Origin of the sequence: Virgibacillus sp. 7505, assembly GCF_002272135.1 — a bacterium.
GTDB lineage: Bacteria > Bacillota > Bacilli > Bacillales > Amphibacillaceae > Terribacillus.
Window position 1 is genome coordinate 1 of the sequence record NZ_NPBF01000046.1, and the last position, 641, is coordinate 641.

1 rRNA gene is annotated in these 641 nt (G+C 52.4%); it reads right to left on the reverse strand.

What is annotated here, in order from left to right:
* Positions 1-641, reverse strand: a 23S ribosomal RNA gene (locus CHH91_RS17830); the annotation flags it as partial.

The following is a 641-nucleotide window of genomic DNA, read 5'->3' on the forward strand; positions in this document are numbered from 1 at the left end:
TCACTCGACCAGTGAGCTATTACGCACTCTTTCAATGATGGCTGCTTCTAAGCCAACATCCTGGTTGTCTGGGCAACTCCACATCCTTTTCCACTTAACGTATACTTGGGGACCTTAGCTGATGGTCTGGGCTGTTTCCCTCTTGACTACGGATCTTAGCACTCGCAGTCTGACTCCCGAGTTAAAGTCATTGGCATTCGGAGTTTGACTGAATTCGGTAATCCTGTGGGGACCCCTCGTCCAATCAGTGCTCTACCTCCAAGACTCATCACTCGAGGCTAGCCCTAAAGCTATTTCGGGGAGAACCAGCTATTTCCGAGTTCGATTGGCATTTCACCCCTACCCACACCTCATCCCCGCAATTTTCAACTTGCGTGGGTTCGGGCCTCCAGTCGGTGTTACCCGACCTTCACCCTGGACATGGGTAGATCACCCGGTTTCGGGTCTACGGCATCGTACTTATGCGCCCTATTCAGACTCGCTTTCGCTGCGGCTCCGCTTCATCAGCTTAACCTTGCACGATACCGTAACTCGCCGGTTCATTCTACAAAAGGCACGCCATCACCCGTTAACGGGCTCTGACTAGTTGTAGGCACACGGTTTCAGGATCTCTTTCACTCCCCTTCCGGGGTGCTTTTCAC